Raw genomic sequence first — 25693 nt, 5'->3', positions numbered from 1 at the left:
ACCCTTCGGGCCGTGCAACGCGTTTTCCCCGCTCCCCGGGACGGCCCGGGGAGCGGGGGACGCGGAGCGGGAGCCGTCAGGAGGTGACGGTGATCTGCTGGGACGGGTCGGTGGTGTCGGTGACCTTGTAGACGGCGTTGAAGGTGGACGTGGTCGCGCTCGTCGGGCAGCCGAAGCCGCCGGTGACGGTCACGGGGACGGTCGCGTTGGTGAAGGTCAGGGCCGACGGGGCGCCGTTCGTCCAGCTGCCCGGGGCGCTGGCGGCCCCGCCGGGCGCGGCGGTGACGGTGCAGGAGGCCAGGCCCGAGGTCTGCACCACGAGCCCGCCGGCCGGAACCGTCATGGTCGCCGTGATCGGGGAGCCGTTCTGCATGGACACCGCCCAGGACCCGCTGGTGGTCACCGTCGCGCTGACGCCCGGCATGCTGGTCGTACAGGAGCTGTAGGTCGGCGGGGAGATGGGCGAGGAGACGGGACCCGCCGGGTTCTGGTTGCCGGGGGCGGCCGGCACCGAGCCGGTGGAGACGGAGACCGTGCAGGTCACCGTGACCGAACCGGCCTTGAGGGTGGCCTTCCCGCTGAGGGCGGCCTTGAAGGCGTGCCCGGCCGGGGTGACGGTGGTCGACCCGGCCGCCGGTAACGGCGCGGCGGTGGCGGTGGCGGAGGCCGCCGTGAGTGCGGCCGCGGCGGCCAGGCCGAGGGCGAACGCGGTGCGCGTACGGCTCATGGCTGTGCTCCTTGGGGATCGGGGTGCGGAGTGGGGGAGTTCCCGGCGGGGGAGGGCCGGGCGGGGGCGGCGGAGCCCCCGGCGCGCGGGGCGGCGTACGGCTGCCAGGCGAACATCAGCCCGCCGCCCAGGATGCCGAGCAGGGTGCCGATCAGGAACCCGCCGAGGTTCGACATGACCAGCGCGGCGGTGGCGACGAGCGTGGTGAGGATCCCGGCGAGGGTGCGCTGTGCGGGGGAGAACCAGCCGGTGAGACCGAGGACGATCATGACGACGCCCATCAGGACGGACGGGATGCCCGCCACCCCCTGCTGGAGCATGATCTTCAGCGGGGCCAGCGGCAGCACGCTGATCCACGCCCCGGCCAGGACGGCGAAGAGCCCGCCCCAGAAGGGCCTGCCGCGCCGCCACCGCCGCCAGCGGCTCAGAAGCATTCCTTCTTGCCCTTGCTGATGCTCATGCTCAGCCCGGAGAGCTTGAAGGTGCCGGCGTTGGTCGCCCACGCCGTCTGCTGGAGACTGCTGATGCTGACCTTGTCCGCCTGCTGGGCGAACAGGTCCTGCATGCCCTGGGCCTCCGCCGGACCCTTGTCGAGGGTGGAGGCGTCGCGCCCGATCTCGATGTTCGTGAACTCGGCGTCGCCGGCGAGCTGGGTGGCGTCCACGAACAGGTTGGAGGCCTCGACGGGGGTCTTCCCGCCGGCCGTCAGGTTGAGCGAGATGTCCCCGATGACGGGGAGGCTGGTGACCACCGACTGGCAGAGGTCGTGCAGCTTGGCCTCCCTGATGGCGGTGACCGCCACCGGGATCAGCTCCTGGCGGGCGTTGACGTCGACGCTGCCGTACTGGGCGAAGCCCTCGCCCTCCAGGCTCTTCGCCGACACCTTGAACTGCTGCCCCGACACCGCGAAGGAGGCGGCGAGCGCACCCTGGGCGAGGGCGATGCCGAGACCGGCGGTGACGGCGACGGCGGGGGCGGTCAGGAGGACGAACCTGCGCCAGCGGACCCGGCCGCCGTCTCTGACGAGCTCTTCGCCGGGCGGCTCGGCACCGGAGCCGGGCCCGGATTCGGATAAGTTCGGTGAGTCTGCCATGAGATGTTCCTTATCTCGGCTGTGCACCTTTGTTACCGACGAGTTGAATGTAAGAGTGCCAATGGTGGTTGGCAAGGTTGTGCGAGAGCACCCTTTAGGCCGACTCCTACTGCTCCGTACGCAGCAGTTCGGCGACCTCCGCCTCCACCCGCCGGCCCATCGCCCGGGCGAACTCCGTGGCCACCACCTCGCCGGCCACCGGCCGCAGCGCCGCCACCGCCTCGCGGACATGATCCAGCTGACTGGCCGAAAGTCGCCCCAGCCCCTCCGCGCCGATCACATGCCGCCGGAACAGGCCCACGAACCGGTCCGCCAGCGCCGCCGCCTGGACCTGTACGAAGTCCCCCGCGTCCAGGATGTCCCCGAGCGGCACCCCCTGCCGCACCAGCGCCACCGTCGCCTCCAGCAGCCGCCGGCTCGGATACGTGACCCGCTCCCCGTCCAGGCGTACGTAGCCCAGCTCGGCCGCCCGCCGGGTGTGTTCGGCCGTCGCCCCCGGGCCGAACAGCTCGCGCAGCTCGGCCCGGGTCATCGTCACCGGCTCCTCCTGCACCCAGTCCCGGGTCATCTCCCGCTCCAGGCCCAGGAGTTGCGACAACCCGCCGCCGCGCTCCCAGGCGGCCAGCAGCTCGCCGATGCCGTTGACCGTGTACCCGCGCCCCAGCAGGTCGCTGATCAGGCGCAGCCGGGTCAGGTGGTCGTCGGAGTACCAGGCGATCCGGCCCTCGCGGCGCGGCGGGGGCAGCAGCCCGCGCTCCTGGTAGTAGCGCAGGTTGCGCACCTTGACCCCGGCCGCGCGGGCCACGTCCTCCCGGCGGTAGCGCCGCTCCTCGCCGGCGGCCTCCGCCATGTCCTCCGTACCGTCCGTCTGCGCCTCGGTGCTCACGCGGCCGAGTGTAGGACCTACCGGCGGGTGTACCGGCAGGTCACATGGGGCGGGGCCGCGACTCGCGCTTGACCGCCCGCAGCACCACGAACTTCGGCTCGCTCGCGGCGACTTCACAGTTGCCGAAGAGCCGCTTGAGGTGCGTGTGGTAGCCCATGTGCCGGTTGGCGACCACCCACAGCTCCCCGCCCGTCCGCAGCGCCTTGCGGGACTGCGCGAACATGCGCAGCGCCGTCGCGTCGGTCGTCGCCTGGTGGGAGTGGAACGGCGGGTTGTTGAGGACGAGGTCCACCGAGGAGGGCGCCAGCATGGCCACCCCGTCGCCGACGAGGAACTCCGCCGTCCGCCGGCCCGGCCGGACGTTGGCCTCGTACGTCGCCCGCGCCGAGGCGACCGCCTGGTACGACTCGTCGGTGAAGACCACCTCGGCGTCCGGGTCCGCCACCTGCACGGCCGTGCCGACGACGCCGTTCCCGCAGCCCAGGTCCACGACCCGGGCGCCGTCGGTGTTGGTCGGGATGCTCTGGAGGAAGAAGCGGGTGCCGACGTCCAGGCGGTCCGCGCAGAAGATCCCGGCGTGGTTGACCGTGGCCAGCCCGGCCCCCGACCCGCCGTCCTCGTCGACCGTGTACGTCACCGGCCACGGCGAGGGACCGGCGGCGCCGAGCAGCGCCGGGTCGGGGGTGCAGAAGATCAGCCGGGCCTTCTTCTCCGCCAGAGAGGTGCGGGTCGGCCCGAGGACCTTCTCGAAGAGGTTCAGCGTCGAGGTGTGGATCTCCTTGACCATGCCGGTGCCCACCACCACCGTGCCCTCGTGCACGTGCGGGGCCAGCCGGTGCAGCTGGTCCTCCAGCAGCGCCAGGCTCTTGGGGACCCGGACGAGGAGTACGTCGATCCGTGCGGGCGGCGCGTCCCGCGTGGTCAGCAGGGTCACCGTGGACTTGGAGGTGCCGATCCCGGCCCGGTCCAGGTTCGCCTCGGTCGCGGCGCGGGCCAGCGAGGAGTCGGTGATCTGGGCGGGACGGTACGCGGCCAGGGCCGTGGTCAGCGCCCCCCAGCGGTCGCCGACGACCGTGATCTGCCCGGCACCGGCCAGGTCGACCGGGCCGCGCTCGCCGGTACCCGCGTCGAGGTGGTGCAGCAGATACTCGTCGGCGGCGTCCCAGGCGCGGAGCCGGTCGCGGGGGTCGGCGGGGAAGCGGGTGAGTTCGTAGGAGCCGAAAGGCGTGGTCAGGCGGTTCATATTGGCACCCAGGCTAGCCGAGGCGGCCCCGGACCCGTGCCCGGCCGCACCCGCGCCCCGACATTCCACGCGAAGGAGCGGTGCCGGCCCCCCGCCGCGCCACTAAGTTGTGCGCATGAGCAATCTCGATCGCCAGCCCGCTCTCTCCGCCTGCGGCGGCCGCGGCTTCGTCGTGGCCGAGCCGGTGCGCGAGCTCCTCAGCCCGCGCACGGTCAAGCTGGGGGAATCCACCGAGGTCCGCCGTCTCCTGCCGAACCTGGGCCGCCGCATGGTGGGCGCCTGGTGCTTCGTCGACCACTACGGCCCGGACGACATCGCCGACGAACCCGGCATGCAGGTCGCCCCGCACCCGCACGCCGGCCTCCAGACCGTGAGCTGGCTGCACGACGGCGAGGTGCTGCACCGCGACAGCACGGGCAGCCTCGCCACGATCCGCCCGCGCGAGCTGGGCCTGATGACCTCCGGCCGGGGCATCAGCCACTCCGAGGAGAGCCCCCGCCCGCACGCCCGGTTCCTGCACGGCGCCCAGCTGTGGGTGGCCCTCCCCGACGCCCACCGCGACGTCGCCCCGCACTTCCAGCACCACGCCGACCTGCCCCGGGTGACGGCCCCCGGCCTGGATGCGACGGTCATCCTGGGCACCCTGGACACGGCGACCTCCCCGGGCACCGCGTACACCCCCATCGTCGGCGCGGACCTCGCCCTGGCCGCCGGCACCGAGACCCGCCTCCCCCTGAACCCGGACTTCGAGTACGCGGTCCTCTCCATGTCGGGCGAGGCCCACGTGGACGGCGTCCCGGTCCTCCCCGGCTCGATGCTCTACCTGGGCTGCGGCCGCACCGAACTCCCGCTCCGCGCCGCCTCGGACGCGGGCCTGATGCTGCTGGGAGGGGAGCCGTTCGAGGAGGAGATCGTGATGTTCTGGAACTGGATCGGCCGCTCCCACGAGGAGATCGCCCAGGCCCGCGAGGACTGGATGAACGGGACCCGCTTCGGCGAGGTAAAGGGCTACGACGGCCCCCCGATTCCGGCCCCGGAGCTCCCGCCGACGCACCTGAAGGCGCGTGGACGGGTGCGCTGACCTGCGCATCCCCAGGGTCATTCCGGCTTCCCGATTGACCGGGCAGGACCTCTTGCCCGTGCTGATCAAGCGTGCCGAGAGCCAGGGAAGGAGAGAGGCCGAAATGAAGGAACGCGTCCGCGCCGTTCTCGTCACCGCTGACGACACGATGCTGGTCATCCGCCGCACCAAGCCCGACGTCCCCGAGTACTGGGTGCTCCCCGGCGGCGGCGTCGACCCCGGCGACGAGTCCCGGGAGGCCGCCCTCCACCGGGAGATCCACGAGGAGATCGCGGGGAAGGCAGACATCGTCCGGCTCCTGCACACCATGGAGTCCGACGACGAGCGCCAGCTCTTCTACCTCGCCCGCATCGCGACCTGGTCCTTCGAGGACCGCACCGGTCCCGAGTTCAGGGCCGAGGGCCGCGGCGAATACGCGCTGGAGCAGATCCCGCTGACCGTGGAAGGGCTCGACGGCATCGACCTCAAGCCCGAAGAGATCGCGAACGTCCTGCGGGGCGCCATCAGCGCCGGCAGCCTTCGGGCTGGGCCCCCGAGAGCGGGCCGGGGTCTGCGACCGGGGCAGTCGTAGCCGCGGTTTCCCCGGCTCCCACGCCGAGGAACCCGCTCGGCCGGCGGTCTGGGACTTGTCCGGCCGATCCTGAGCAGAAGCGGGCGTCTCGACTTGGCCGTCCGGCCCGCGCGTGATCGTCGGCGAGTCTTTCGCACACCACGCCGACTACGGCGACCTCGGTCCCGCAGGAGTCGATCATGTCCCATTCTTTCCTTGACGTTCCGAACGCCGAGGGAAAGAAGGAACCGATGAGCGACCTGCCCCCACTGGCCGAGAAGGACACATACAAGGTCGGCTTCGCGCAGGTCGAGGCCAACAACCCGTGGCGCATCGCGCAGACCGAGAGCATGAGGGCAGAGGCCGCGAAGCTCGGCTACCAGCTCGTCTACACCGATGCGCAGAGTTCGGCGGCGAAGCAGGTCTCCGACATGAACTCCTTGATCGCGCAGGGCGTCGACCTGATCTTCCTGTCGCCGCGCGAGGAGAAGCCGCTGATCCCGGCCGTCAGGGCTGCCAAGGACGCCGGCATCCCGGTGGTGCTCCTCGACCGGAGCGTGGACTCGGCCCTGGCCAAGCCCGGGGTCGACTATGTGACCTTCATCGGCTCCGACTTCGTCATGCAGGGCCGACGCGTGGGCGAGTGGCTGGCGAAGAACGCGAAGGACAAGAAGAAGATCATCCAGATCGAGGGGACCACGGGCTCCTCGCCGGCGGCGGACCGCAAGAAGGGCTTCGACGACGCCGTCAAGGCCGCCGGCGGCTTCGAGATCGTGGCCTCCCAGTCGGGAGACTTCTCGCGCGACAAGGGCTGCCAGGTGGCCGAAGCGCTCCTCAAGGCACACCCGGGCGCCCAGCTGATCTACGCCCACAACGACGAGATGGCCTTCGGGGCCATCGCCGCTCTCGAATCCGTCGGCAAGATCCCCGGCAGGGACGTCCTCGTCCTGTCTGTCGACGGCGGCAAGGAGGCTGTCGACGCGATCAGCAAGGGCAAGCTGGCCGCAGCCGTCGAATGCAACCCCCGCTTCGGTCCCATCGCTTTCGAGACGCTGAAGCGGTACGCGGCCGGCGATCGGGTCGCATCGTGGGTGAAGGTCACCGACAAGTTCTTCGACGCGGGCAACGCCGCCGCCGAGGTCGCCGGCGCCTACTAGGACTTGTCCGGCCGCTCGCATGACGAACGTGGCCGTGCTTTCTCCGGCCGCCAACTCCCCGCCCGTCGGCGGGGCGGCAGCGGCATGCACAACCGACGGGCCCGCAGCGCGCCGTCCGGGTCAGTGCCCCTCGCGGACTTCGAAGACGCCGCTGTCCCAGTACACGGACGGCTCCTCGGCATCGCTCGGCCAGTCGCTCTGCAGATGGCGGCGGCCGTGTCCCAGGGCCCCTACCCGGTGCGGGCTCAACCGCCCCGCCACCAGGTCGTCCGCCTCGGCGTCCGTGATCGGCAGCACGGTGCGGTACTGCGCGTCCTGCGAGGCGACCCCGTCGACGTACTCGGTGAACACGCTCACGAAGGCCTGCGAGCACAGGCCGCACCGCTGAACAGAGACGATGAAATGCGAGTCGTCCCGAATCATCCTCTCGAGCCGAACCCCGTCGCGGCTGCGGTGGTGCGCCCGTGCCACCGCAGCGTCCTCGGCGCAGCACGCCAGGCACCCGAAACCCGCACGGTCACTACCGTCTTGCGAACCCATGGAGCCCCACCCCTTAGCCGTCCCTGACCGGCCCCCACCGTAACAACCCACAGTGAGGCCCGGCCGCCCCCGACCTCGACCCGTGCCCGTCCTGCTCAAGCCGTCGAACGGTAGATGAATATGATTGTCGTGAGCTAGTCTGTGTCCGCTCGTGCCGGGCCGCCTCCGGTCGGGCTGGGCGCGTTCTGCCGCGCGCCGGAGGATGAAGAGCGAGGGGCGCGGCGTGGTCGAGGGCTCGGCGAGTGCGGCGACGGCACCACCACCTGCTTGTGACCCGCACGGCGACGGGGACGGCTCGGGGCGACGGCGCCGGGCGGCGACCGGCGCGGTCGGCCCGGCCCTGATCGGGGCCGCGGTGGTCGCGGTGCTCGCCGGACCGTGGCTGGAGCGGCGTTTCGGGCTTGCGGCGTTCGAGGCGTGGCGCACGCTGCTGGTGGCCATCGTCATGCAGGGCGTGCCGTTCCTCGTTCTCGGCACCGTCGTCTCGGCGGCCATCGGCGCGTTCGTGCCCGCCCGGGTCTTCTCCAGGATCCTGCCCCGCAACCCCGTCCTCGCCGTTCCGATGGCCGGTGCCGCCGGAGTGGTGCTGCCCGGGTGCGAGTGTGCCTCGGTGCCGGTCGCGGGCAGCCTGATGCGGCGGGGTGTGGCTCCTGCGGCGGCCCTGACGTTCCTGCTCGCCGCGCCCGCCGTCAACCCGGTGGTGCTCGTCTCGACGGCGATCGCGTTCCCCGGCAAGCCCGAGATGGTGGCCGCGCGGTTCGGGGCCTCGCTCGTCACCGCAGTCGCCATGGGCTGGCTGTGGATCCGGTGGGGACGCGACGAGTGGCTGCGGCTCCCGAAGGGGCCTGCGGAGCACGCGCCCGGAGCGGGCCGGCCGGAGGTCTTCCGGCGCGGGCTGCAGCACGACTTCCTGCAGGCGGGCGGCTTCCTGGTGGTCGGCGCCATGGCCGCGGCGACCTTCGACGTCCTCGTACCGCCGTCCGTCCTGGAGACCTTCTCCGGTGCTCCATGGCTGGGCGTCCTCGTGGCGGCGCTGCTCGCGGTGCTCCTGTCGGTGTGCTCGGAGGCGGACGCGTTCGTCGCGTCCTCGTTCGCCGGCTTCTCGCCCACCGCCCGCCTCGCCTTCATGGTGGTGGGCCCCATGGTCGACATGAAGCTGATCGCCCTGCAGTCGGGGGCGTTCGGACGGGCGTTCGCGGTGCGGTTCTGCGCCGGCACGTTCGTCGTGGCGATCCTGTGCTGCGTACTCGTGGGAGGCGTACTGCTGTGAACGCACGACCCCCCGCCCGCACGGCACGGCCGGGCCTGATGAGCGGACTCGGTTCGCCCTTCCTGCTGGTCCTGACCGGCTCGGGCCTGCTGCACACCACCCTGCGCAGCGACGTGTACCTCCGGTACGTGAAGGAAGGGCTGCGGCCGTACCTCGTCGCGTCCGGATTCCTGCTGGCCGCCCTGGGCTTCGCGGGGCTCGCGGTCGAGCTGGTGCGGCGCCTGCGGGAGCTGCCGGACGACGACACGGAAGGGCACGACGGATACGAGGACGGACACGAGGACGGACACGAGGACGGCCACGGGCATGGCCACGGGCATGGCCACGGGGGTGCCGCGCACGTCGCCTGGCTCCTGGCCGCACCCGCCCTCACCCTGATGTTCCTCGCCCCGCCGGCGCTCGGCTCGTACACGGCCTCGCGGGACGGGGCCGCGTCCGGCGTCGAGCAGAGCGCCTACGCGGAACTGGCGGACGCGCCGGTCACACCCATGGCCCTGGAGGAGTTCATCGGACGCTCCGTGCACGCGCCGAAGACCCTGGACGGCCGCGAGGTCCGGCTGCTGGGGTTCGTCTCCGCCGGCAAGAGCCCGGACACCTGGTACCTCAACCGCCTGAAGCTCAGCTGCTGCGCGGCCGACGCCCGGACCCTGCACGTGGAGATGCGCGGCGTGAAGGCACCCGGCAACGACACCTGGGTGGAGGTCACGGGCGTCTGGCGGGCCGGGCACGTCCCCGTCGAGGACCCCGTCCCGGCCCTGGAGGTCGGTGTCCTGAAGCCCGTCGGGCAACCGCGCAACCCCTACCACGACGCGCCGCCCGCGGACGGCTGAGTCTTCGACCGGGGCCTGCCGCGCCTCCTCGTCCGCCGCGGCCCGGCGGATGCCGGCCGTTCCAGGAGGGGCCGGGCCGGGCGGTGCCGTGGCTGCGACCACCGCCCGGCCCGGAGTCTCAGGCTGCCGCCGTCGCAGGTACGGCGGCGTGCTCGTGCTCGCAGGCGTCGTCGATGCCGTACGTCTCCCACTCCGGGAACTCGTCCTCGGCCGGCACCGGTTCGCCCGGGCTGAGCAGGCACGCTTCGAGTGCGGCCCGAAGCGCCTCGGTGCGCAGGCCGGTGCCGATGAAGACCAGTTCCTGGCCCTGGGTGGTGTCCGGGCCGCGGGCCCCCGAGGGCTCGAACCGGGCGACCGCGCCGGCCTGGGACCAGAGGCCGGTCACCTCGGGACGGCCGGCGAGCCAGAAGAAGCCCTTGGAGCGCAGGACGCGCCCGAAGGTGCCGCTGTCGAGGCCCTTGGTGACGAAGGTCCAGAGCCTGCCGGGGTGGAAGGCCGCGTCTGCGCGGAACACGAGTGAGGAGATGCCGTACTCCTCGGTCTCCGGGACGTGGTCCCCGTTGAGCTCCTTGACCCAGCCCGGGGCCTGCTGGGCCCGTTCCACGTCGAACAGTCCGGTGCCCAGTACCTGTTCGAGCGCCACGTGGCCGCGTACGGCGGGCACGATCCGGGCCCCGGGATTGAGTCGGGAGAGGGTGGCGCGCAGTCGCGCGGCGTCGCCCGGCCCGACCAGGTCCAGCTTGTTGAGGACGATGACGTCCGCGAACTCCACCTGGTCCATGAGGAGATCGCTGACGGTCCGCTCGTCGTCCTCGTACTGGTCGAGGCCGCGCTCCACGAGTTCGTCCCCGCCGGCGAGTTCCCGCAGGAAGTTCGACGCGTCGACGACGGTGACCATGGTGTCGAGGCGGGCCAGGTCGCCGAGGGTGGCGCCGTCGTCCCGGGGGAAGGAGAAGGTCGCGGCGACCGGCATCGGCTCGGAGATGCCGCTGGACTCGATGAGCAGGTAGTCGAAGCGGCCTTCGCGTGCGAGCCGGTCGACCTCCTCCAGCAGGTCGTCGCGCAGGGTGCAGCAGATGCACCCGTTGGTCATCTCGACCAGCCGCTCCTCGGTGCGGGAGAGCGCAGCCTCGCCACCGCGTACGAGCGCGGCGTCGATGTTGACCTCGCTCATGTCGTTGACGATCACCGCGACCCGCAGGCCCTCGCGGTTGCTGAGCACGTGGTTGAGCAGGGTGGTCTTGCCCGCACCGAGGAATCCGGAGAGCACCGTCACCGGCAGGCGGTCGTACGAAGCCACGCGATCAGCCTTCGGGGCGGATGAGGCCGCGTTCGTACGCCTTCACCAGCCGCTGGGGGACCTGGTGGACAGAGCCGTCGACGGTGATCGGCACCAGCTGGGGCGTGGTCGCCTTCCACTGGGCGCGGCGGTGGCGGGTGTTGCTGCGGGACATCTTCCGCTTGGGGACGGCCATGGTGGGACTCCTCGGTCGTGGGGCTGACTCGGAAAGGCTATATGAAAATGGGTCCCATTATCAATTCTGGGGCGCCGTCGGCCCTTCGGAGGTGTACGCGTGCGGCCCTCTCGGAGCCTCCCTCGCTTGCCTGTTGAGGTGCCGCACGCGCACGGAGCGCCCCCCTGACCCTTAATGGCAATTAACTTCAACAACTGCTCGCGGGGTGGTGGATGGGTGGAGCTCGGTCCGGGTGTCGCCTACCAGGACGACTTCACCACTCCCGGCAGGAAGCCCGCGTGCGCCTGCTGCCGGGCCCGCACGCGCGAGAGCCCGAACTTGCGCAGGTAGCCGCGCGGGCGCCCGTCCGCGCTGTCGCGGTTGCGTACTCGGGTGGCGCTGGCGTTGCGCGGTTGCCGGCGCAGCTCCGTGAGGGCGGCCTCCCGTTCGGCCGCGGTGGCGGACGGGCGGCGGATGACTTCCTTGAGTTCGGCCCGCCGGGCGGCGTACCGGGCGACGATCTCCTTGCGCTTCTCGTTCTGCGCGATCTTGCTCTTCTTCGCCATCAGGCCCTCCCTCCCCGCGCGCGGATCCGGGCCACGGCGGCCTCGACGCCGATCGCGTCCACCGTCTTGATCGCCCTGGCGCTCAGCGTCAGGCGGACGTGCCGCCCCTCGCTCGCCAGCCAGTAGCGCTTGCGCTGGATGTTCGGGTCGAAGCGGCGCGAGGTGCGCCGGTGCGAGTGGGAGATGTTGTTGCCGAAGCCGGGCTTGGCGCCGGTCAGTTGGCAGTGGGCAGACATGGGTCCTGCTCCTTCTCTGGACGGGTCCCCTTGTTGGTAATGGAAACCATTGCCATATAGTAGCGTCATGGCACGCAACGAGATCCGCCCCGTCATCAAGCTCCGCTCCACCGCGGGCACCGGGTTCACCTACGTCACCCGCAAGAACCGCCGCAACGACCCCGACCGGCTGATGCTGCGCAAGTACGACCCCGTCGTGCGCAGGCACGTCGATTTCCGCGAAGAGCGCTGATCACCCGAACGTCGCGCCCCCACCCGTCGAAAGGCCCATGCCATGAAGCCCGGAATCCACCCTGCCTACGCGCCCGTCGTCTTCCGCGACTCCGCCTCCGGCACCGCGTTCCTCACCCGCTCCACGATGACCAGTGACAAGACCGTCGACTGGGAGGACGGCAACACCTACCCCGTCGTGGACGTGGAGATCTCCTCCGCGAGCCACCCCTTCTACACGGGGACCGCCCGCGTCCTCGACACCGCCGGCCGCGTCGAGAAGTTCCAGCGCCGCTACGGAGCCGGCTGATGGCCCGCGACCACCAGCTCCCCGTCGTGATCGTCGCCGGCCTCCACGCAGACGCGCGGAAGGAGGTCGTCGAGCGGCTCCTGGGGACCGTTCCGGGCAGTGTGGCGCTGCACCACGACCTGGCGGCCGCATCCGACGGCACCGTGCTCCGCCTGATCCGCGATGCCGACGGCAGCGTCTCCAGCGGTGAGACACCCTTGGTCAACGACTGCGCGTGCTGCGCGCTGCGCGAGGACCTGGTCCCGGAACTCGAGCGGATGGCGGACGGCGGCCTGACCCGTCTCGCGGTGGTCGAGCTGTGGGACTCGGTCGAACCGAAGGCCATGGCGGAGGTCATCGCCGGGCACGGCGGCGACCGCCTGGCCCTGACGGGCGTGATCACCGCCGTGGACCCCGCGCTCGTCCTGCCCTACCTCGCCAACGGCGACGACCTCGCCGAGGCCGGTCTCGCCGCAGCCCCCACCGACCAGCGGACCGTCGGCGACACCTGGGCCCGTCAGCTGGAGTACGCGCCCGTACTCGCCGTCGTCGAAAGCGACGGGGCCGACGACGAGGACCGCGCCCTGCTCGCGCAGCTGCACCCCACCGCGCGTCGGGTGCCGGCCGGCTCCACCGAACTCGCCCGGGCGGCATTCGCCGGCTTCGACATCGAGGCCGCGGCGGCCGCCCAGCACCCCGCGTGCGCGCTCCTGCCCCAGGAAGCCGACGAGGCCGGCGTCACCACGTTCGTCTGGCGCCGCAGACGGCCGTTCCATCCCGAACGCCTCTACCGGGCACTCGAAGACCTGTGCTGCGCCGCCGCCCGCAGCCGCGGCCGTTTCTGGCTCGCCGACCGCCCCGACACACTGCTCGCCTGGGACGCGGCCGGCGGGGCGCTCTGCGTGGAGAGCGCCGGGCCGTGGCTGGCGTCCCTGCCCGACGCGGCCTGGGACATGGTCCCGCCCATGCGCCGGGCGGCAGCCGCGCTCGACTGGCACCCGGACCACGGCGACTGCTGCCAGCACCTCGTCTTCACCTCCCCCGGCCTGGACCGGGACGGGCTGGAACAACTCCTCGACTCCTGCCTGCTGACGGACGCGGAGTACGAAGCGGGGCGCGAAGCCTGGAAGCACCTGCCCGCCGCCTTCGACTCCCTCCTCGACGCCGCCTGACACCCGCACACGCCTGATCGCGGCCCGAACGGGGCCGTAACCGAACCATTCCTGCAAGGAGAAGCCGTCCCATGGCCCGACGCCCCCACCCCGGCAAGCCCGTGAAGTCCCGGCCCAACCCGCTCGACGCGGCCGAGATCACCTACATCGACTACAAGGACACCGACCTGCTGCGGAAGTTCATCTCCGACCGCGGAAAGATCCGGAGCCGACGCGTCACCCGGGTGACGGCCCAGCAGCAGCGGGCCCTCGCCACCGCCATCAAGAACGCGCGTGAGATGGCGCTGCTGCCGTACGCCGGCCGCTGACGCCGTCGTGGGCAACTCCGCCCGCCTGGTCACCCCCCCCGCACCTGCCGGCGACGGGTCACATGACCGCGGCCGTTTCGAGGCCGTGTCCCGTCCGCGGCGCGGAGCCGGTTTCCGCTGAGAGGAGCGGCATCTCGAAGTGGACGGTGCCGAATCCGCCGTGCTCACCGGTGGAGCGGGCGTCGAACACTTCGGTGGCCATGCTGCGCCAGAAGCCCTCCGCCCCGGGGATGTCCACGTTGGTGTGCAGGTAGATGCGCTCGTAGCCCGGCACGGCCGCGGCGAACGCGCAGGCGGTCCGCACCATGACGCGGGCCAATCCGTGTCTCCGGTGCTCAGGACGTACGTACACGCGCAGCAGCTGCGCGGTCCGCCCCGAGGGGTAGCGCTCGACGAGGCTTCGCGGGTGCGGCGGGTGGGCGGGGCCGCGCGAATGGAGCGCCGTGGTGCCCACCACCTCCCCGTCATCGCGCACGGCCACGACCAGGGTGTGGCGCGGCTGCCGCACGTACGTGCCCTCGAGGTCGACGACGTCGGGGTGCCAGTCCGGCACGTATCCGTAGCCGAACTCCCGGTAGAAGGTGTCCAGCATGACGCTCCGGGCGCCGGGCAGGTCCTCGCTCCCCGCGTGCCGCACCGTGTACGGCCCGACCCTCTGATCTCGCGTCAGCTCTTTCATCGCGCTCCGCCTCTCATGCTCCGGGGCCGCAGGCTATCGGAAAACCGTCGTATTGGAAATGAAAACGATTTCCTATAACGTCTGCGTCGCACAGAGCCGACGGCAGTCTGGGAGGAAGTCCGGTGGGACATCTGCTGGTGATCGAAAGCTGGGTGGGGTCGATGAGCAGGCTGCTGCCCAGGGCCATCCGCGAAGACGGGCACGAGTTCACCTTCGTCACCCGCGACCTGCACCACTACCTGCGCCCGGCCCCTGCGGGCGAGGGGCCGCACCCGCTGCTCACGGCGCGCAACGTCCTCACGGCGGACACCAACGACACGGCCGCCCTCCTGGAGCGGATCGAGGGCCTGCACGCAGTGCTCGGCTTCGACGGGGTGGTCTCCTCGTGCGACTACTACCTGCCGGCCGTCGCGCACACCGCCCGGCGGCTCGGCCTGCCAGGGCCGTCCCCGGAGGCCGTCGAGGCGGCTTGCCGCAAGGACCTGACGCGCCGTGCGCTCGCTGAAGCCGGCGTCCCCGGACCGCGATTCGCGCTCTGCGAAGGGGCCGCGGAGGCAGCGGTCGCCGCTCGTGAGATCGGGTACCCACTCGTCGTGAAGCCGGTGGACCTGTGTGCGGGGATGCTGGTCCGCTCTGTGCGCGACGAGGGCGAGCTGGAGCTCGCCTGCCAGGCGCTGGCCGAGTTCCCCGTCAACGCGCGCGGTCAGGACCGTGCCCCGGTCATCCTGCTCGAAGAGCTGCTGCACGGCCCCGAAGTCAGCGTCGAGACCGTCTCCTTCGGCGGTGCCACGCACGTCGTGGGGGTCACCGACAAGAGCATCGGCGGTGCACCCGCCTTCATCGAGACAGGCCACATGTTCCCGGCCGGCATCGAGGAGGTCCTGGCGGCGGAGGCCGCCGAGACCGCGCTGCGGGCGGTCAAGGCGCTGGGTCTGGACCAGGTGGTCTGCCACACCGAGATCAAACTGACGCCCGAAGGCCCCCGGGTCGTCGAGGTCAACCCCCGCCCGGCCGGCAACCGCATCACCGAACTGGTCCGCCACGTCACGGGCGTCGATCTCGCCACCGCTTGCGTGGACGTGGCCCTCGGGCGCGTGCCCGACCTCGCTCCGCGACCGACCGGCGTGCGCAGCGCCGCCATCTCCTTCCTGTTGCCCGATACCGACGGCGTTCTCGCCGGCATCGAGGGGGCGGAGGCCGTACGAGCCCGGCCGGAGGTGCTGGAGCTGACCCTCGCCGAACCCGGCCGCACCGTGCGGGCGGCCACCAGCAACAACGAGTACCTCGGCCATGTGATGACCGCAGACACCGAGGGCTGCGGTGCCCGCGTGGCCGCCGAGCGGCTGCTCGCCGGCCTGCGTCCCCGTTACGAACCCTCCCCGGTGGTGCTCGCGTGACGCTGCCGACCCTGCACACACCTGAAACGATCCCGGTGGGCGAGCGCTCGCCGGCCGATCCCGCCGTCCGGACCGTCGACCAGCTCTTCGACGCGGTGCTGGCCGGGGCGTACGGTCCCGACCCTGTCGGCGACAGGATCTCGCTCGCGTTCACCACCGCCCAGGCCGTGCGCCACGAAGGGCGCAGCGGCGGTTACCGCAACGAGGTGCTCAGCCTGCGGCTGGACGCGGCCGTCGGCTCCTGCGCGGTCGAGCCCGGGGCGCTGCCCGGAGGAGCCCTCGACGACTGCGTGGGCGCCACCGTCTCCGACCTTCTCGGTCATCCGCTGCTGCCCGTGCGGATCGCGGCGCTGGACGCCTACCTGGCCCGCGTACGGCCGCATACGCCGGACAACGGCGCCCGCCCGTACGCCCTGCCGGCCGGCAGTTCACTGAGCCGTTCGCGGGCCCGGGCCCGGGCCGTCGTCGACCTGCTGCCCGCCGGCCTGTCCCCGTCGGGTGAGCACCGCCCGGTCCTGGTGGTCGGTGTGGTCAACTCGCTGTTGGAGCAGCTTCGCGCGCGGGGCCTCGACTACCTGCCGTGCGACCTCAAGGGCGGCACCACGGAGTGGGGTGAACCCGTCCTCACCGACACGGCCGCGCACCTGGAACGCTGCGGCGCCGTCCTGGCCTCCGGCATGACCCTGGGCAACGGCTCCTTCCAGAGCCTGCTCGACCACGCCGCCGGGAGCGGGAAGCCCCTGGTGATGTTCGCGCAGACCGGCAGCGCCGTCCTGCCCCGATTCCTCGGGGCCGGGGTGAGCGCCGTGTCCGCCGAGCCGTACCCGTTCTTCTGGCTCGACGGCGGTCCCGGGGTCATCCACCGTTACGGAGGCCGGCCGTGACCCTCGCTCCGCTCGTGCACCGGGCGCACGTCGCTGCCGCCAACCCCGATCTGCTGCCCCTGCTGGGGCGCACTCCTGTGGCCCGCATCCAGACCGGCCTGCCCCACCCCCACCCCGGTTTCTGGGCCAAGCTCGAATGCCTCAGTGCCGGCGGGATGAAGGCACGCTCGGCGATGTCCATGCTCACCGGTGCCCGCAGGCGCGGCGAGCTGCGCCCCGGCGCCCCGGTCGTGGAGTCCACGTCCGGCACGATGGGCATGGGGCTGGCCTTCGCCGGACAGGCACTCGGCCACCCGGTCATCCTCGTGGGCGATACCGAACTCGAACCCTCCATGAGGCAGCTGCTGCGCACCTACGGCGCCCGCCTGGAGCTCGTGGACCGCCCGGCTGCGCAGGGCGGATGGCAGGCCGCGCGCATCAACCGCCTGCGCGAGGTCCTGGCCGGCACCGAGAACGCCTACTGGCCCGACCAGTACAACAACCCGGACAATCCGGCGGGTTACCTCTCCATGGCCGGCGAACTGATCGGCCAGCTCGACCACCTGGACGTGCTGGTGTGCAGTGTGGGCACGGGGGGGCACAGCGCCGGACTGGTTGGACCGCTGCGCCGCCGCTGGCCCCGGATGAAGGTCATCGGGGTCGACTCGGTCGGCTCCGCGATCTTCGGGCAGCCCGCGAGGCCCCGCCTGATGCGCGGACTCGGCAGCAGCATCCACCCCCGCAACGTCCGTCACGGGGCCTTCGACGAGGTGCACTGGGTGGGCGCCGCCGAGGCCGTGGACGCCTGCCGCCGACTCGCCCGCGGCAGCTTCGTCAGCGGCGGCTGGAGCACCGGCGCCGTCGCCTTGGTTTCCGCTTGGGCCGCCAGGGCCGAGCCCGGCGCCATCGTCGCGACCGTCTTCCCCGACGGCCCGCACCGTTACCTCGGGACCGTCTATGACGACGACTTCTGCCGCGCCCACGGACTGACCGACACGGCCCCGGCCACCCGCCCGCTGGAGATCCGCCACCCGTACGCGGCGGAGGCTCTCGGCTGGACCCGCTGCCGGACGGTCGTCGATCCCGCCGTCACCACCCCCGGTGCCCACGTCTGCTCCGCCCGTGTTCCGGCCCCCGGAGGTTCCGTATGAGACTCACCTGGCACACCGCCCCGCTGGAACTGGCGGAGCCGCTGCGCATCTCGCGCTCCGTGATGGCCCGCCGCGACGCGGTGTGGGTCCGCCTGGAGCACGGCGGGCTGCGCGGCTGGGGGGAGGCCGTCAGCAGCGTGTACCTCGGACTGCCCACCGAGCGCATCCTCCGCGCCCTGGGCGCCGTGCGCGAGGCGGTGGAGCGCCTGCCTGACCCGGAGACCGCCTGGGCCGAACTCGCGCCTGCGGGCCCCGTGGGCGCGGACCTGCCCGCAGGGGTCCTCGCCGCCGTCGAGTCGGCCGTACTGGACCTCGTCGGCAAGCGGGCCGGTGAACCCGTGCACCAACTGCTCGGCAGTCCTCTGCCGCCCTCTGCGGCTACGGCACGCACCATCGGAATCGTCGCGCCCGCCGCCGCTGCCGCCCAGGCAGGCCGGCTCGCCCGTGCCGGTTTCAGCGTGTTGAAGGTCAAGGCCGGATCGCCCGACCCGGCCGAGGACCTGGCCCGGGTCGAGGCCGTTCATGCAGGAGCGCCCGCCGTGGACCTGCTGCTGGACCCCAACGGTGCGTGGACCGAGGAGCAGGCCCACGCGCTGTTGCCCCGTTTCGCGGCCCTCGGTGTCACCGCCGTGGAGCAGCCGATCGCCGCGGGCCGGCCCGAGGCGCTGGCCCGGGTCGCCATCGCCTCCCCGATCCCGGTGATCGCCGACGAGGACGCGGTCTCCTACGAGGACGCCGCGGCCCTCGCCGGGCGCGTCCACGGGGTCAACGTGAAGCTCGCCAAGTGCGGGGGCGTACGCGCCGCGTTGCGGATCCACGCGGCGCTGGCCGGCAGTGGCACCGACCTCATGCTCGGCTGCCTCGCCGCCAGTTCGCTCGGCATCGCGCCCGCCGTCCACCTGGTCGGCCGGGCCCGCTGGGTCGACCTCGACGGGCACCTGCTCCTCGCCGACGACCCGTGGACCGGGATCGGCGGCTCCGACGGCACCGTACGCCCCGCACCGCGCGGAGGCCTCGGAGTGCTGCCCCTCGCCGGCATACCCGTGGGTGCCGCACGATGAGAACCCTCGCCGCGGTGAGCGGTTTCCCGCCGGCCGTGCGGCTCCTGCTCGTCAACCAGCTCGGCGTCAACCTCGGCTTCTACCTGCTCATCCCGTACCTGGCCACGCACCTCACCGACGACCTCGGATTGTCGGCGGCGGTGGCGGGCCTGGTCCTGGGCCTGCGCAACCTGAGCCAGCAGGGGCTGTTCCTGATCGGGGGCTCGGCCGCCGACCGCCTCGGCGCCCGCGGCGTTATCATCGCGGGCTGCGGCCTGCGCACCCTCGGCTTCGCGCTCTTCGCCCTGGGCGACGCACTGCCCGTGCTGATCGCCGCATCCGTGCTGAGCGGACTGGCCGGTGCCCTGTTCAACCCGGCAGTACGGACCTACGTCGCCCAGGAGGCCGGGGACCGCAAGGCCGAGGCGTTCGCGCTGTTCAACGTGTTCGCCACGGCCGGGGCACTGCTCGGGCCGCTGCTGGGGAGCCTGCTGCTGTTCGGCGGCTTCCGGGCGGCGGCGCTCACCGCGGCGGGCGTGTTCGCGCTGCTCACCCTCGCGCAGGCGATGGTGCTGCCCGCCCGGGTCGTGCCGCGTCCCACCGGCTCCGTCCTCGGCGACTGGCGGGAGGTTGCAGGCAACCGGCGCTTCGTGGCCTTCGCTCTGGCCATGGTCGGCATGTACGGCATGGAGAGCCAGCTCTACCTCCTGCTGCCGCATGCCGCGCGGCAGGCCACCGGCCGGGCGGGGGCGGTCGGACTGATCTTCGTCGTCGGGACACTCGCCAATCTCGCGCTCCAGCTGCGCCTCACCCGAAGGCTCGCCGGGCGGAGCGGCGGCCGCGGCCGGTGGATCGCCGCCGGGCTCACCGTCAGCGCGCTCGGCTTCATGCCTCCGGTGCTGGTCGCGGGAGCCGAGGGGACGCGCCCGGTGCTGCTGTTGCCCGTCCTGGTCGGCGTGCTGCTCCTGTACCTCGGGTTGATGACCGCGCAGCCGTTCGCCATGGAGCTCATCCCCTCCTTCGGCCGTACGGAGCTCACCGGCACCTTCTACGGCTTGTTCTACGCCGTGTCCGGAGTGGCCGCCGCGGCCACCGGTGCGGGGGTCGGGTGGGCCATGGACGCCGCCACCCACCGCGGCCCGGTCTGGCTTCCGTACGCCTGCTGCACGGCCCTCGGTCTCACCTCGGCGGCGGCCGTCGCCCTCCTGCACCGGCACCGGGCCCTGCCCCGGCTTCCTGCCCCACCAGCCGCATCCGCCGGCCCGGATTCCCCGGCCCCCGAGGACCCGTGCCCATCCCCGGACGCGATGTCCGCCACCCCCGACCCCCGCCCCCTGAGCGAGACCAGATGAACACCGGCAACCTCCTCACCGACCACCCCGAGCTCTACGAAGAGCGCTTCCCCGACCACGAACGTCTCGCAGCACGCTGGGCCGAGGACGCCCTGCGCCGTCATGATGCGGGATCCCGGGTCCTGGACCTCGGCTGCGGTACCGGCCGCGACGCGGCCTGGCTCCATCACCAGGCCGGACGGCAGGTCACCGGCGTCGACACCGCCGAGGCCATGCTCGCCCACGCGCGCCGCCGTCACCCCGGCCCGGACTACCACCGCGCCGACATGCGCGCCTTCGACCTCGGCCGCACCTTCGACGCCGTCCTCTGCCTGGACAGCGCCCTGCTCTACTGCCACACCAACGACGACCTCGCCTCCTGCCTCACTGCCGTCCGCCGCCACCTCACCCCCGGCGGACTGCTCATCGCGGAGATGCGCAACGGGGCCTTCTTCCTCGGCAACACCGAACTCCTCGACGGATCTCGCACCACCTCATTCGACCGGCGCGGCACCACGTACACCTCCCACACCACCCTGTGGATCGACCACGGCGCCCAACTCCTGCGCCGCCGCCGCACCTGGACCGCCGACGACGGGTCGGCACCAGAGGAGCAGCAGTCCGCCTGGCGGCTGCTGTTCCCCCAGGAACTGCGGTACTTCCTCACCACCGCCGGCTTCGAGGTCATCGACCTGTACGACCGCCCCGGGCCGCGCACCGAGCCGCCGTGGAGCGAAGGCGACTCCCCGCACGGGACCACGAGTTCCGACCGCCTGCACCTCGTCGCCCGGCTCAGTCCCCAGAACCACCCCCAGCGCAACAGCAACGGAGACAGCACACCGTGAACAACCGCCGCTCCGGCCTCGCCCGCCGAGGCTTCCTCCTCGCCACGGCCACGGCCACCGCCGCCGCCCTCACCGCAGGCTGCTCCGCCGACACCGGCAAGACCACCGACTCCAAGAACGCCGCCGAGTCCGGCACCCCCAAGCGCGGCGGCACCCTGCGCGCCGCCTTCGCGGGCGGCGGGGCGAACGAGACGCTCGACCCGCACGCCGCCAACCTGTTCGTGGACGCCGCCCGCGCCAAGGCCATGTACGACAAGCTCGCCGACTTCGGCGCCGACCTCGCGCCCGTGCCGCGGCTCGCCGAGCGCTGGGAGCCGGGCGGGGCCCTCGACACCTGGAAGATCACCCTGCGCAAGGCGTCCTTCCACGACGGCCGCCCGGTCACCGCCGAGGACGTCCTCTACAGCTACCGCCGGATCGCCGACCCCAAGGGCACCTTCCGCGCCAAGGCCTCCCTGGAACCCATCGACCTCGCCGCCAGCCGTGCCCTGGACGTGTCCACCGTCGAGTTCAAGCTGAAGCGTCCCTACGCCGAATTCCCCAACGTCTTTGCCGCGTTCGGCGCCTACATCGTCCCCAAGGACACCACCTCCTTCGACAAGCCCGTCGGCTCCGGACCCTTCACCTTCGGCTCCTTCACCCCCGGCAAGTCCCTGGTCGTCAAGCGCAACGACGCCTACTGGGAGGGCGCGCCGCACCTCGACGAGGTCGAGTTCGTCGTCGCCACCGAGGAATCGGCCCGTACGAGCGCCCTGCTCGGCGGCCAGGTCCAGTACGCCCACGAGCTCAGCCCCGCCACCGCCCGCACCCACGAGGGCAAGGGGAAGATCGGGATCGTCCGGCTGCCCGGCAGCTCCATGCAGGGCTTCGTGATGAAGACCGACCGGCCGCCGTTCAACGACAAGCGGGTCCGGCAGGCCTTCTTCCTCATCGCCGACCGCAAGGAGCTGGTCGACGGAGCCCTCTCCGGCGCCGGCGAGGTCGGCAACGACCTCTTCGGCAAGGGCTACCAGTACTATGCCTCCGACCTGCCGCAGCGTACCCAGGACCTCGACCGGGCCCGCGCCCTCCTCAAGGAGGCCGGCGCGGAGAACCTCAAGGTCACCCTGGACACCGCCCCCGCCGCCACCGGTTTCGTCGAGGCCGCCGGCATCTTCAAGGAGCAGGCCGCCAAGGCCGGCGTCACCGTCGAGGTCAAGGTCGGCAACAAGGACACGTACTGGAAGGACATCCTCGACAACGGGACTTTCGCGTCCTACCGGTCCGGGTCCATGCCCATCGAGTCCCACATCTCGCAGCGGCTGCTCACCGGATCCACCACCAACGCCACCAAATGGCAGCAGAAGGACTTCGACGACCTCTACCAGCAGGCCCAGTCCACCCGCGACGAAAAGGAGCGGGCGGCCCTCTACGAGCGGATGCAGCGCCGCCTGCACGACGAAGGCGGCTTCCTGATCTGGGGCTTCGCCGACTGGATCGTCGCCACCGCGCCCGGCGTGCACGGGGTCTCGAAACAGGCCCCCGCCAACACCCTCGACTGGGCCCGCTTCGACAAGCTCTGGCTCGCGTGACCCGGCACCTGAACTGGGTCGGCCGCCGTCTGCTCCTCGGTCTGGGGCAGACGGCGGCCGTCGTCCTGTTCGTCTTCGTCCTCACCGAGTCACTGCCCGGCGACGCGGCGGTCGCCCTGGCCGGCGACCAGCCGGACCCCGAACGCATCGCCCGGATCCGCGCGGCCCTGGACCTGGACCGGCCCGCCGCCGAACGCTTCCTGGACTGGGCCGGCGGACTCGTCCAGGGCGACCTCGGCACCTCGCTCGTGAGCGGACGGCCGGTCTCCGGCTACCTGACCGGCGGTCTCGCCACCACTGTGACACTCGCCTGCGCCACCCTCCTCGTACTGCTGCCGCTGTCAGCCGGGCTCGGCGTGCTGTGCGCCCGCCGCGAGGGCGGCCTCGTGGACCGGACCCTCAGCGCGCTGACCCTGGCCGTGCACTCCGTACCCGAATTCGCCTTCGGCGTGCTGCTGGCCACCCTGTTCGGGCTCTGGCTGGGCTGGCTGCCGCCCACCGCTGTCGGCGCCGACCCGCTCACCGAGCCGGCCGTGCTGGTCCTGCCCGTCCTCGTACTCGTCGCGCGGCCCGTATGCACCATCAGCCGCCTGGTCCGCGCCGGGATGATCGACGCGATGGCCTCGCCGTACGTCGCCCAGGCCCTGCGCTACGGCGTCAGCGGCGCCCGAGTCCGCTGGACCCACGCCCTGCCCAACGCCCTCGCCCCGGCCGCCCAGCAGCTGGCCCGGACCTGCGACTGGCTGCTCAGCGGAGTGATCGTCGTCGAAGCTCTCTTCGTCATTCCCGGACTGGGAACCGTACTCATCGACGCCGTCACCGCCCGCGACGTGCCCGTCGTCCAGGGCATGGCTGTCATCTTCGGAGTGGTCACCGTCCTGGCCAACCTGGGAGCCGACCTCGTCGCCCGCCGCTTCGCCCCCCGCGCGGAGGCGGTCGCGTGAGACGCCATGCCTCCAGGTACGCCCTCGCCGTCAGTCTCATCGCCCTCCCGCTGCTGCTGGCCGCCCTCGGACCGCTGCTCGCCGGACCGGCCGGACCGCGCTCGGTCTCCTTCGAATCGGGCGTCGGACACTGGCTGGGCACCGACTTCTCCGGCCGGGACGTCCTGCGGCAGATCCTGCTCGGCGGCCGCTCCGTCGTCCTCGTGGCACTCGCGGCCACCGGACTCGCCTACCTGGTCGCCGTCCCGCTCGGACTGACAGCCGCGCTGACCCGCCGCACCTGGCTGGAGGAAACCCTCATGCGGCCCCTCGACGTTCTGATCGCCGTCCCGTCGCTCCTCCTGGTACTGCTGGTGGCTTCGACCCTGACGCCGGGGCCGACCGGGCTGGCCGCCCTGGTCGGACTGGCCGCCGTACCCGACGCCACCCGCGTAGTCCACGCGGCGGCGGCCGAGATCGCCGCCCGGCCCGCCGTCGAGGCCCTGCGGATGCAGGGCGAATCCTGGTGGCGCACGGCCTTCGGCTACGTCGCCCGTTCCATGCGCCGAACCCTCGCCGCCGACGCGGGGATCCGGCTGACCGGAGCCCTGTACCTGGTGGCCACGGCCGCCTTCCTCGGGATCGGCGTCCAGCCGGACGCCGCCGACTGGGCGGTCATGGTGGACCGCAACCGCACCGGCCTGTTCCTGCAGCCGTGGGCCGTGGTGGTGCCCGCCCTGCTCATCGCGGCCCTGTCGACGGGCACCAACCTGCTCTTCGACGCCGCCCTGCACACACCGGCCCAGGCCGCGAGGAAAGGAGGCCGGGGATGAAGCCGGTCGCGGAAGTCGAAGGACTGCGCGTGGAACTGGCCGGCACCACGCTCGTCGACGGCGTGAGCCTCACGGCCCGCGCCGGACGCATCACGGCCCTCGTCGGCCCCTCGGGCAGCGGGAAGACCACCACCGGACGCGCCCTCCTCGGAGAGTTCCCCGCCGGCGCCCGCGTATACGGTCGTGTCGACACCCCGGGGCCCGGCTCCGTCGGCTACGTACCCCAGCACCCGGCCGCCGTCCTCAACCCCGCCCGACACGCCGGGGCCCTGTTGCAGGACATCGCCGCCCGACAGGGCGGGACGCGTCGTGAGATCCGCGACCGGGTGGAGCACGCCCTGCGCCGGGCTCAGCTGCCCGACGCGGAGATGGTGCTGCGCCGCTACCCCCACCAGCTCTCCGGCGGCCAACAGCAGCGGGTCGTCATCGCCCAGGCACTGCTGCTCGGAGCCAAGGTGATCGTCGCCGACGAACCCACCACCGGCCAAGACCCGGACACCAAGCAGGGCATCGTCAAGGCCCTGGCCGAGGTTGCCCATCAGGGAATCGCCCTGGTCCTGCTGAGCCACGACCGGGACGCCATGAGGGAGTTGGCCGACGAGGCGGTCCTGCTGCGGGACGGCCGGGTCGTGGACCGGGGCCCCGTGGACGAGGTCCTGCCCGCCCCCGCGCGGCTCGTGCTCCCGAACCCGCGAGCCGCCGTCGGGCCCGCTGTCGCCGCCCGGATCGCGGTACGGGAGCTGACCGCCCGGCACCGCACGGCACAGGGCACCGTCCCGGTGCTCCACGGCGTCACGCTGTCGGTGGCGCCGGGGGAGTGCCTCGCCGTGACCGGCCGATCCGGCAGCGGCAAGACCACGCTGGGCCGGTGCCTGGCCGGCCTGCACTCCGCGTACGACGGTGCGGCCCTGCTCGACGGGGACCCGCTGCCGCGCAGCCTCCGCTCCCGCACACGCCGTGAACTGGCCTCCGTCCAGTACGTGTTCCAGGACCCCAGGGCGGCCTTCGACGAACACCGGCCGGTCCTCGACCAGGTCGCCCGCACGGCGGTCCGCCTGCGCGGCGCCGACCGCGACACCGCACGCCGGACGGCCGCACGGACCTTGGGGGAGCTGGGCCTGGCCGAGGAACTGACCCTGCGCCCTCCCGGAGCGCTGTCCGGCGGCGAACTCCAACGGGCGGCCCTGGCCCGGGCCCTGCTGGCCGAGCCCGAGGTCCTGGTGTGCGACGAGATCACCTCCGGCCTCGACGCGGCCACCCGTGACGCCATCCTCACCCGCCTGGCCGTACTCCGGGAACGGAACGCCCTCAGCCTGGTGTTCATCACCCACGACGGAGCAGCCGCCGAAGCCCTGGCCGACCGAATCGCGGTCCTCGACACCGGCCGATTGGTCACCTGCCGGTAGCCGACGGATACGATCCGCGTGCGGGCTCTTCGACGGGACCAC

The 25693-nt window shown here is 72.3% G+C and carries 30 protein-coding genes; 19 read left to right on the top strand and 11 right to left on the bottom strand.

Features of this window, described 5'->3' with window-relative positions; translation table 11 throughout:
• Positions 1-76: 76 nt before the first annotated feature.
• From ACQKM2_RS02800 to ACQKM2_RS02780, 5 genes are all read right to left on the bottom strand, one after another.
• Positions 77-727, bottom strand: a complete 651-nt coding sequence (locus tag ACQKM2_RS02800) for a hypothetical protein (protein WP_427705841.1) — start codon at positions 725-727, stop codon at positions 77-79.
• A complete protein-coding gene (locus ACQKM2_RS02795) occupies positions 724-1161 on the bottom strand; it encodes a DUF6114 domain-containing protein (protein WP_362464853.1) in 438 nt (145 codons plus the stop codon). The genes ACQKM2_RS02800 and ACQKM2_RS02795 overlap by 4 nt, the downstream gene beginning before the upstream one ends.
• Positions 1152-1820, bottom strand: a complete 669-nt coding sequence (locus ACQKM2_RS02790; RefSeq protein ID WP_427705838.1) for a DUF6230 family protein — start codon at positions 1818-1820, stop codon at positions 1152-1154. Before ACQKM2_RS02790 ends, ACQKM2_RS02795 begins: the two co-directional genes overlap by 10 nt.
• Before the next feature lie 106 nt (positions 1821-1926).
• Positions 1927-2706, bottom strand: coding sequence for a MerR family transcriptional regulator (locus tag ACQKM2_RS02785; RefSeq protein WP_427705836.1), 780 nt, complete (start codon positions 2704-2706; stop codon positions 1927-1929).
• A 40-nt stretch (positions 2707-2746) separates the two neighbouring features.
• The gene (locus ACQKM2_RS02780) at positions 2747-3940 is read right to left on the bottom strand and encodes a methyltransferase (protein ID WP_427706281.1); all 1194 of its coding nucleotides are present in this window, start codon (positions 3938-3940) and stop codon (positions 2747-2749) included.
• 124 nt (positions 3941-4064) lie between these two features.
• Here ACQKM2_RS02780 and ACQKM2_RS02775 point away from each other — a divergent pair, with 124 nt between their 5' ends.
• From ACQKM2_RS02775 to ACQKM2_RS02765, 3 genes are all read left to right on the top strand, one after another.
• Positions 4065-5030: a pirin family protein gene (locus ACQKM2_RS02775; RefSeq protein ID WP_427705834.1), complete on the top strand. Its 966-nt coding sequence runs from the start codon at positions 4065-4067 to the stop codon at positions 5028-5030.
• Between the two features lie 103 nt (positions 5031-5133).
• On the top strand, positions 5134-5601 hold the full coding sequence (locus ACQKM2_RS02770) for an NUDIX hydrolase (RefSeq protein ID WP_427705832.1): 468 nt from the start codon (positions 5134-5136) through the stop codon (positions 5599-5601).
• Between the two features lie 230 nt (positions 5602-5831).
• Positions 5832-6737: an ABC transporter substrate-binding protein gene (locus ACQKM2_RS02765; protein WP_427705830.1), complete on the top strand. Its 906-nt coding sequence runs from the start codon at positions 5832-5834 to the stop codon at positions 6735-6737.
• 120 nt (positions 6738-6857) lie between these two features.
• On the opposite strand, the gene ACQKM2_RS02760 is transcribed toward ACQKM2_RS02765, so the two are convergent.
• Positions 6858-7094, bottom strand: a complete 237-nt coding sequence (locus tag ACQKM2_RS02760; protein WP_427705828.1) for a hypothetical protein — start codon at positions 7092-7094, stop codon at positions 6858-6860.
• 385 nt (positions 7095-7479) lie between these two features.
• Here ACQKM2_RS02760 and ACQKM2_RS02755 point away from each other — a divergent pair, with 385 nt between their 5' ends.
• Both ACQKM2_RS02755 and ACQKM2_RS02750 read left to right on the top strand, forming a co-directional pair.
• Complete coding sequence (locus ACQKM2_RS02755) at positions 7480-8547, top strand: permease (RefSeq protein ID WP_427705826.1); 1068 nt, start codon at positions 7480-7482, stop codon at positions 8545-8547.
• Entirely contained in the window at positions 8544-9377 is an 834-nt protein-coding gene (locus tag ACQKM2_RS02750; protein ID WP_427705824.1) for a TIGR03943 family putative permease subunit, read from the top strand. Before ACQKM2_RS02755 ends, ACQKM2_RS02750 begins: the two co-directional genes overlap by 4 nt.
• Positions 9378-9495: 118 nt before the next feature.
• On the opposite strand, the gene ACQKM2_RS02745 is transcribed toward ACQKM2_RS02750, so the two are convergent.
• The 4 genes from ACQKM2_RS02745 to rpmB all read right to left on the bottom strand — a co-directional run bounded on the left by ACQKM2_RS02745 (position 9496) and on the right by rpmB (position 11633).
• Positions 9496-10677 carry a GTP-binding protein gene (locus tag ACQKM2_RS02745; RefSeq protein WP_427705822.1) on the bottom strand — a complete coding sequence of 394 codons (1182 nt, stop codon included), beginning with the start codon at positions 10675-10677 and terminating at the stop codon, positions 9496-9498.
• Positions 10678-10681: 4 nt separating this feature from the next.
• Positions 10682-10852, bottom strand: a complete 171-nt coding sequence (gene rpmF, locus ACQKM2_RS02740) for a 50S ribosomal protein L32 (RefSeq protein WP_363176294.1) — start codon at positions 10850-10852, stop codon at positions 10682-10684.
• A 239-nt stretch (positions 10853-11091) separates the two neighbouring features.
• Positions 11092-11397, bottom strand: coding sequence for a 30S ribosomal protein S14 (rpsN, locus tag ACQKM2_RS02735; protein ID WP_427705820.1), 306 nt, complete (start codon positions 11395-11397; stop codon positions 11092-11094).
• Positions 11397-11633 (bottom strand): 50S ribosomal protein L28, encoded by a 237-nt coding sequence (rpmB, locus tag ACQKM2_RS02730; RefSeq protein WP_427705818.1) that lies wholly within the window; start codon positions 11631-11633, stop codon positions 11397-11399. The genes rpsN and rpmB overlap by 1 nt, the downstream gene beginning before the upstream one ends.
• A 67-nt stretch (positions 11634-11700) precedes the next feature.
• On the opposite strand from rpmB, the gene rpmG reads away from it, so the two are divergent.
• The 4 genes from rpmG (at position 11701) to rpsR (ending at position 13612) form a co-directional block, all read left to right on the top strand.
• Entirely contained in the window at positions 11701-11865 is a 165-nt protein-coding gene (gene rpmG / locus ACQKM2_RS02725; RefSeq protein ID WP_427705816.1) for a 50S ribosomal protein L33, read from the top strand.
• A 42-nt stretch (positions 11866-11907) separates the two neighbouring features.
• Positions 11908-12153 carry a type B 50S ribosomal protein L31 gene (locus ACQKM2_RS02720; protein ID WP_427705814.1) on the top strand — a complete coding sequence of 82 codons (246 nt, stop codon included), beginning with the start codon at positions 11908-11910 and terminating at the stop codon, positions 12151-12153.
• A complete protein-coding gene (locus ACQKM2_RS02715) occupies positions 12153-13304 on the top strand; it encodes a CobW family GTP-binding protein (protein WP_427705812.1) in 1152 nt (383 codons plus the stop codon). The genes ACQKM2_RS02720 and ACQKM2_RS02715 overlap by 1 nt, the downstream gene beginning before the upstream one ends.
• A 71-nt stretch (positions 13305-13375) precedes the next feature.
• Positions 13376-13612, top strand: a complete 237-nt coding sequence (rpsR, locus tag ACQKM2_RS02710) for a 30S ribosomal protein S18 (protein ID WP_427705810.1) — start codon at positions 13376-13378, stop codon at positions 13610-13612.
• Positions 13613-13670: 58 nt separating this feature from the next.
• Here the strand turns inward: rpsR and ACQKM2_RS02705 are convergent, their stop codons facing one another.
• Positions 13671-14291 (bottom strand): GNAT family N-acetyltransferase, encoded by a 621-nt coding sequence (locus ACQKM2_RS02705; protein ID WP_427705808.1) that lies wholly within the window; start codon positions 14289-14291, stop codon positions 13671-13673.
• 122 nt (positions 14292-14413) lie between these two features.
• Between ACQKM2_RS02705 and ACQKM2_RS02700 the strand changes: the two genes are divergently transcribed.
• The 10 genes from ACQKM2_RS02700 to ACQKM2_RS02655 are packed head-to-tail and all read left to right on the top strand — an operon-like array spanning position 14414 to position 25651.
• Positions 14414-15688, top strand: a complete 1275-nt coding sequence (locus ACQKM2_RS02700; RefSeq protein WP_427705806.1) for an ATP-grasp domain-containing protein — start codon at positions 14414-14416, stop codon at positions 15686-15688.
• Positions 15689-15723: 35 nt separating this feature from the next.
• On the top strand, positions 15724-16572 hold the full coding sequence (locus tag ACQKM2_RS02695; protein ID WP_427706279.1) for a Rossmann-like domain-containing protein: 849 nt from the start codon (positions 15724-15726) through the stop codon (positions 16570-16572).
• The gene (locus ACQKM2_RS02690) at positions 16569-17702 is read left to right on the top strand and encodes a PLP-dependent cysteine synthase family protein (protein ID WP_427705804.1); all 1134 of its coding nucleotides are present in this window, start codon (positions 16569-16571) and stop codon (positions 17700-17702) included. The genes ACQKM2_RS02695 and ACQKM2_RS02690 overlap by 4 nt, the downstream gene beginning before the upstream one ends.
• Positions 17699-18763 (top strand): dipeptide epimerase, encoded by a 1065-nt coding sequence (locus ACQKM2_RS02685; RefSeq protein ID WP_427705802.1) that lies wholly within the window; start codon positions 17699-17701, stop codon positions 18761-18763. The genes ACQKM2_RS02690 and ACQKM2_RS02685 overlap by 4 nt, the downstream gene beginning before the upstream one ends.
• Positions 18760-20094, top strand: a complete 1335-nt coding sequence (locus ACQKM2_RS02680) for an MFS transporter (RefSeq protein WP_427705800.1) — start codon at positions 18760-18762, stop codon at positions 20092-20094. The genes ACQKM2_RS02685 and ACQKM2_RS02680 overlap by 4 nt, the downstream gene beginning before the upstream one ends.
• Positions 20091-20918, top strand: coding sequence for a class I SAM-dependent DNA methyltransferase (locus ACQKM2_RS02675; protein ID WP_427705798.1), 828 nt, complete (start codon positions 20091-20093; stop codon positions 20916-20918). Before ACQKM2_RS02680 ends, ACQKM2_RS02675 begins: the two co-directional genes overlap by 4 nt.
• Complete coding sequence (locus ACQKM2_RS02670) at positions 20915-22489, top strand: ABC transporter substrate-binding protein (RefSeq protein ID WP_427705796.1); 1575 nt, start codon at positions 20915-20917, stop codon at positions 22487-22489. Before ACQKM2_RS02675 ends, ACQKM2_RS02670 begins: the two co-directional genes overlap by 4 nt.
• Positions 22477-23433 carry an ABC transporter permease gene (locus tag ACQKM2_RS02665; RefSeq protein ID WP_427706277.1) on the top strand — a complete coding sequence of 319 codons (957 nt, stop codon included), beginning with the start codon at positions 22477-22479 and terminating at the stop codon, positions 23431-23433. Before ACQKM2_RS02670 ends, ACQKM2_RS02665 begins: the two co-directional genes overlap by 13 nt.
• On the top strand, positions 23430-24245 hold the full coding sequence (locus ACQKM2_RS02660; RefSeq protein WP_427705794.1) for an ABC transporter permease: 816 nt from the start codon (positions 23430-23432) through the stop codon (positions 24243-24245). The genes ACQKM2_RS02665 and ACQKM2_RS02660 overlap by 4 nt, the downstream gene beginning before the upstream one ends.
• Positions 24242-25651 carry an ABC transporter ATP-binding protein gene (locus tag ACQKM2_RS02655; RefSeq protein ID WP_427705792.1) on the top strand — a complete coding sequence of 470 codons (1410 nt, stop codon included), beginning with the start codon at positions 24242-24244 and terminating at the stop codon, positions 25649-25651. Before ACQKM2_RS02660 ends, ACQKM2_RS02655 begins: the two co-directional genes overlap by 4 nt.
• Positions 25652-25693: the final 42 nt, after the last annotated feature.

This window comes from Streptomyces sp. NPDC004126 (genome assembly GCF_050275515.1).
GTDB lineage: Bacteria > Actinomycetota > Actinomycetes > Streptomycetales > Streptomycetaceae > Streptomyces.
Note: the sequence above shows the minus strand (reverse complement) of the source record. Positions and strands in the feature narration are given on the sequence as shown.